A 6,365-nucleotide genomic window follows, 5' to 3' on the forward strand; every position below is an offset into this window, starting at 1 on the left:
TCAACGTCCTTCGTCAGTGCTGGCGGTGTTCTGGTTGTCCCGGCTGAGACGGCTGCCGGCCATCCATGCGGCGGCCACGGCGGGCGTACCCGGCTCCACGGATGGAGGGGCCGGCCGCGTGTCGGGGGCGGGGCCCGTTCCGTCGACGGGGCGCGGGGTGCGCCGGCGGACGGTGAGCCCGCTTGCCGTGGTGGGCGTGGGCGCCGGCGCGGGCTCCGCTTCCGCGGCGGGGGCCGGCCGGGCGGCGGGCATGCTCTGTACGGACGACGGCCGGGGAGGCTGGGGCGTCGTCAGCAGGGCCTGCGGGAGCACGATGATCGCGCGGGTGCCGCCGTACAGGTTGGGCGCCGTCAGCTCGACGCGGAAGCCGTACTGGTCGGCGAGCACGGACGCGACGCGCAGCCCGGTCTGCGGGTAGGCACCGAGCTGCGTGATGTCGTCCCGCTGCTTGCCGGACATCACCTCGCGCGCCCAGGTCAGCCGCTCGTCCTCGATCCGCAGTCCGGCATCGTCCACGACGAGGAAGGCAGCGTTCGCCCCGTGCTCCAGGGAGACGTGCACCCGGGCGTTCGGCGGGGAGTAGCGAAGCGCGTTGTCCAGCAGCACCGCCAGGGTGTGAACGACGGCTTCCACGGCCCTGCTCTGTACGGCGAAGGACTCCAGGTCCGTGTGCTGGATGCGCTGATAGCCCTCGACCCGGCCCATGGCCGTGCGGACGACGTCGGTGAGTGTGGTCGCCGGCCAGCGCCGCGACAGCTTGTCGCCGGCCAGGACGCCGTACCCGGACGCGGTGAGCAGCATCTGCTGGGCCAGGTGATCCATCTCGACCAGCGTGGCGTACGCCTCGTCCGAGACATGACGGCGCACGCCGGCGCTGATCGCGCTGCTCAGCTTCGCGGCCCGCTGCACCGTGTTGGAGGCGAAGGCGCGTACGGCCGCCCGGGCCACGTTCACCGACTCCTGCCGCGCCTGGGCGATCTGCTGCTCCGCCTCCGCCCAGACCTGCGCGACCTGGTCCTGCGCGACGTTCTGCGCCAGTTGTCCGGTCTGGCCGATGGCGGAGCAGGCCTGTCCCGCGAGAGCACCGAGAGCGCCCGCCATCTGGGTGTGGACCAGCTGGGGCGGCACGGGCAGATCGGGCTGATAGGCCTGTCCGGACTGGATATGTGCCGCAGCGGCCGGAATGACGGTGTGCGCGATATATCCGGCGAACTGCTCGGCGGCGCGCAACTGCTGCCCGAGCTGGTCGACGTGCTGCTGAAGGCCGTCGGCGCGGCGCCGCTGGGCGCGGGCCTTGCGGAGGAAGTAGAGCGTCGCACCGGCGCCGACCGCCAACGCGGCCACGATCATTATCAGTTCGGTCATCAGGCCCTCACGAGAATCGGGGAGACGGTTCCGGTGTGTATGCCGCCGGTCGGGCCGTGCTGCTCGTTACGGGGGTGGGATTCCATCGTGTCTGTACTCCGTAGTGCCCGGGTTTCGGGGTCTGTTGGCTGCCGAGGCCGACCGTGGGGGGACGGGGGCGGTCGGCTCCGGACGATGAGTCAGAAATCTGCCGTCTCCCCTGCCTCCGTGTACGCAGGAGGGAAGGGTGGATCCGGGGGATCGGCGAGATGGCGAAATTCGGCGCGCGCGCCGGTTTGCGGCGGGGCCTGCCCGAGTGCCTCCTCGCGGTCCGGCCCGCTGTGCACGCAGGGGCCTTCGAGGAGCGTCCGCGAGGCCGTGAGCTGCCGTTTCCGGCCGGCCCATGAGCGCCCGGCCGGGCAGGAATGGCGGAGTCGGCCGACTGCCGGCGGTGTGAGCGTAAGGCCGGCGAGATGGGCATGACAGAACTCTAGTTGGAATTGGCCTTGTTGCGCATGAGGCCCTTGTGTCTGATGGGAGGCTTTGCTGTGAAAGCGGATGCATTTTGGCCGTGTTGAGGAACGCCGGAATCCGAAACGGAAGTCGCGCGGGGGCCGTCTCGCCGCATTTTGGTCCGGATGACGGCACATCAAGGCAAATATGCGGCACGGCAGTTGAGCGTGAGGATGCCTGACGGGGCCGCGCTGGTGAGAGGGAGCCGGTTTGCCACCCCGTGCCGCCCTGCCCGCCGAGCGGCTTGCCGGCCGGAAGTACGTGAGTCCGTGGTGGTCCAAATCGGGCCCAGGATATGGACCGTGGGGGCGGCGGAGTCGAACTCGCCTCGGGTGCCGCTTGGGTGGCGATCCCGTTCTGGTTCGCTGCGGGGTGCGCCGGCGCGAGTGGGTGAGTGACGGAGCGTCGGTATTACTCCTCGCGGGCTGATCCGGCCGTACGCCGGCATGCGGCGCACTCGCCCCCGATAGTTACCGCAGCGTAACTTACTGATGGGTTACCTGCGGTAAGTGCCGCTGCTAACTTGCGTTCACCTGCATTCCGAGCAAAGCGAGGAGTGAGCTGTGAGCCGCAAGAGCACCCGTTCGCTTTCCATCTCCCCCACGACGTCCCCCATGGTTTCCCCCGCCCGCGGGCCACGCCCCCGTGGCCTGCGGGCGGTGGCGGTCGCCGTGACCGCGGCGGCCTGTGTGGCCGCGTACGCCGCACCCGCGTCCGCCACCGACGGGTCGCAGCCCGTGGTGTCCCGGGGGGTCACGATCCCCGACTTCTACAACCCGCCGGCCGAACTGCCCTCCGCCAACGGCGCGGTGATCCGTCACGAGCCGCTGCCCCTCGGTCTGAGTCTGCCGGGCCTGGACGGCCGGCCGATGCCGGGTAGGGCGACCCGGCTGATGTACCGCTCCACCGACTCGGGCGGGCAGGCTGTCGCGGTGACCGGCGCCTACATCGAACCGTCCGCCGCCTGGAAGGGCTCCGGCCCGCGTCCGCTGGTGGCGCTGGCCTCGGGAACCGTGGGTCAGGGCGACCAGTGCGCGCCCTCCATGACCCTCCAGTACCCGCTGACCCTCAGCGGCGAGACCGTGTCGGTCGGCTACGAGACCCTGGCGGTCTACCGGCTGCTCTCCGCCGGTGTCGCCGTCGTGGTCACCGACTACGTCGGTCTCGGCACGACCGACCGGCTCCACACCTACGTCAACCGGCTCGACCAGGGGCACGCCCTGCTCGACGCGGCCCGCGCCGCGCACCGGCTGCCCGGCACCTCGATCGCGCCCGACTCGCGCACCGGTCTGTACGGCTACAGCCAGGGCGGCGGAGCCAGCGCGTCCGCCGCCGAACTCCAGCCGTCCTACGCGCCCGACGTCAAGCTCGCCGGCACCTACGCCGGTGCGCCGCCAGCGAATCTGACCGCGGTCATGAAGGGCATCGACGGCAGCGCCCTCGCCGGCGCCCTGGCCTGGTCGATCAACGGCTTCGCCCAGGCCGATCCCGATCTGAGGGACGTCATCGAGGCCAACGTCAACGACGCCGGCCGGGCCGCGCTGAAGGACGCCTCGACCATGTGCGTCGGGGACGCGATCTTCGGCTACGGCTTCACCAAGAGCACCAAGTGGACCACCAGCGGCAAGTCCCTCGGTGACGTCATCGCCGCCGAGCCCAGGGCGCAGGCCGCCCTGGACAGGCAGCGCATAGGCGCGCTGAAGCCCGCAGGTCCGGTGCGCCTGGCCACCGGTGTGCAGGACGACATCGTGCCCCACGCCCAGGCGCGCCAACTGGCCGTGGACTGGTGCCGCAAGGGTGCCGACGTCACCTACGACGCCATCGTTCTGCCGAACCTCGGCGACAAGCTCCTGACCAACCACCTGGTCCCGCTGATCACCGATCAGGGTGACGCGATCTCCTGGATGACCGACCGCCTCTCGGGCAAGGGCACATCCTCCAACTGCTGGACGATGCCGCTCCAGCCCTGACGCCCGACGCCCGACTCTCGACCCGGACCTGCCGGGCGGACCTCCGGTCCGCCCGGCAGTCGTGATTCCGGTGCCCGGTCACGGTAAACCGGTGTCGCGACGGGGCCGGTGACACGATCATGGGATCCGGCCCCCTGCCCGTCACCCGTGAAGGAAATCGCGCACCATGCCCGTACCGGCCGATCCGACCGTGCTCCACCCGATGCCCGACCAGCCGCGGGTGGTGCAGCTCAGACCCCTGGTGAAGTCCCCGCTGATCGAGGTCGGGGAGTACTCGTACTACGACGACCCGGACGACGCCACCGCGTTCGAGACGCGCAACGTCCTCTACCACTACGGCCCGGAGAAGCTGGTCATCGGCAGGTTCTGCGCCCTGGGCACGGGGGTGCGGTTCATCATGAACGGCGCCAACCACCGTATGGACGGGCCCTCGACGTTCCCCTTCCCCACCCTGGGCGGCTCGTGGGCCGACCACTTCGACCTGCTCGCCGGACTGCCGAACCGGGGGGACACCGTCGTCGGTCATGACGTCTGGTTCGGCCACGGCGCCACCGTGCTGCCCGGGGTGCGGATCGGAAACGGAGCGATCATCGGCACCGGTTCAGTGGTCACCAAGGATGTGCCCGACTACGGGATCGTCGGCGGCAACCCGGCCCGCCTCCTGCGCGCCCGCTACGACGACGGGGACATCGCCCGGCTGCTCGCCGTGGCCTGGTGGGACTGGCCGGCGGAGCACATCACCGCCCACGTACGCACGATCATGTCGGGCACCGTCGACGATCTCGAGGCCGCCGCCCCGTCCGAGTGACGGCTGCCGCGCACCGGGCCCGCCGAAATCCAGGTGCGGCGGGCCCGAGCGCCGGATATGGTTTTTCGCATGTTCTTCCAGCAGCTCTACGGCTGACGCGGGACGGGGCAGCGCCCCGTCTCCGTCCGGCATGCCCTGTGCGCGCCCACGACCGGCCTCTGTGCCGGGGCGGCCGACGCACGGGTTCGCCGTGTCCCTTTCGCCGCAGACCTGAATCGAGTGATCTTCCATGTCACGTCGCCGTGCACACATCGCCATGGTCGGTATCCCTGCCGTCAGCCACGTCCTGCCGAGCCTTGAGGTCATCCGCGAACTGGTGGCCCGTGGCCACCGGGTGACGTATGCCAACGACCCGGTGGTGGCCGACCGGATCGAGGCCACCGGCGCCGAGTTCGTCCCGTACGGCTCCGTCCTGCCGGTCGCCGACAACAACTGGCCCGACGACGCCATCGGCGCGATGGGCCTCTTCCTCGACGACGCCGTCCAGGCCCTCCCGCAGCTGCGGGCCTTCTACGACGACGATCCCGCGGACCTCTACCTGTACGACATCGGCGCGTACGCCGCGCGTGCGCTGGCCGAGTCCCAGAAGCGCCCGCTGATGCAGCTGTCCCCGACGTTCGTCGCCTGGAACAGCTACGAACAGGACGTGGCGGCGCACATGTGGGGGCTGCCCGGTGCCGACGCGTACCGGGCGAGGTTCACCCGGTGGCTCGCTGACGGCGGCGCGTCCACCACCGACATGGACGCCTTCTCCGGGCGTCCCGCGCACACCCTCGCCCTGATCCCCCGGGCGATGCAGCCGCACGGTGCGGACGTCGACACGGACACGGTGACGTTCGTCGGCCCCTGCTTCGGCGGACGCGCCGCCGAGCAGACCTGGACCCGCCCCGCGGGCGCGGAGCGCGTGCTGCTGGTCTCGCTGGGCTCGGCGTACACCGACCGGCCCGAGTTCTACCGCCAGTGCCTGGCCGCGTACGGAGACCTGCCCGGCTGGCACGTCGTGCTCCAGGTCGGCAGGCACACCGACCGGGCGGAGCTCGGCACCATCCCCGGCAATGTCGAAGTGCACTCCTGGGTGCCGCAGTTGGCGATTCTGGAGCAGGCCGACGCGTTCGTCACCCATGCCGGGATGGGCGGAAGCGCCGAGGGGCTGTACACCGGAGTGCCGATGATCGCCGTCCCGCAGGGCGCCGACCAGTTCATGAACGCCGACCGGCTCGTGGAACTGGGCGTAGCCCGCCGCATTGACACCGCGGACGCCACCGCCGAGGCGCTGCGAACCGCCCTCACCGAACTCGTCGCCGACCCGGAGGCCGCCCGCCGCTCGGCGCGGCTGCGTGCCGAGGCGCGGGCCGAGGGCGGCACCCCACGGGCCGCCGACCTCGTCGAGGAACTGCTGGGCTGACACCCCGGCGAGGGCGAAGAGCCGGGTTCCCCGGTCGTCGTCATCGGCCGTAAGGGCTGCGACCATGCCGACCATGCCGATTCGCCCTCAGCCCTGTTCGGCTCCTGCCACCCGACCAGGTGAGCGGGGCCGAACGGGTGGAGGGCGAGAACGCGATGGACAGGGGGCAACGGTGCGGGGCCGCGCGGTGGGTTCACCGTGCGGCCCCGGACTGCGGGTCCTGCTGTTGTGCCGTGTGCTGCCCGGCCGGGTCAGCCCTTGCGGGCGGTGACCTCGTCGGTGAGCTGCGGGACGACATTGAAGAGGTCACCGACGACGCCGTAGT

4 protein-coding genes are annotated in these 6,365 nt (G+C 71.0%); 3 read left to right on the forward strand and 1 reads right to left on the reverse strand.

Annotated elements, in window-relative coordinates:
- Positions 1–1,365 carry an ATP-binding protein gene (locus tag ACIOEW_RS29830; protein ID WP_401967419.1) on the reverse strand — a complete coding sequence of 455 codons (1,365 nt, stop codon included), beginning with the start codon at positions 1,363–1,365 and terminating at the stop codon, positions 1–3.
- 1,055 nt (positions 1,366–2,420) lie between these two features.
- Here ACIOEW_RS29830 and ACIOEW_RS29835 point away from each other — a divergent pair.
- The 3 genes from ACIOEW_RS29835 to ACIOEW_RS29845 all read left to right on the forward strand — a co-directional run bounded on the left by ACIOEW_RS29835 (position 2,421) and on the right by ACIOEW_RS29845 (position 6,040).
- Positions 2,421–3,827: a lipase family protein gene (locus ACIOEW_RS29835; RefSeq protein ID WP_401967422.1), complete on the forward strand. Its 1,407-nt coding sequence runs from the start codon at positions 2,421–2,423 to the stop codon at positions 3,825–3,827.
- Between the two features lie 166 nt (positions 3,828–3,993).
- Complete coding sequence (locus ACIOEW_RS29840; RefSeq protein WP_401967424.1) at positions 3,994–4,635, forward strand: CatB-related O-acetyltransferase; 642 nt, start codon at positions 3,994–3,996, stop codon at positions 4,633–4,635.
- 229 nt (positions 4,636–4,864) lie between these two features.
- Positions 4,865–6,040 carry a macrolide family glycosyltransferase gene (locus ACIOEW_RS29845; protein ID WP_362554284.1) on the forward strand — a complete coding sequence of 392 codons (1,176 nt, stop codon included), beginning with the start codon at positions 4,865–4,867 and terminating at the stop codon, positions 6,038–6,040.
- Positions 6,041–6,365: the final 325 nt, after the last annotated feature.

The sequence above is a fragment of the Streptomyces sp. NPDC087901 genome, from assembly GCF_044742205.1.
Classification (GTDB): domain Bacteria; phylum Actinomycetota; class Actinomycetes; order Streptomycetales; family Streptomycetaceae; genus Streptomyces.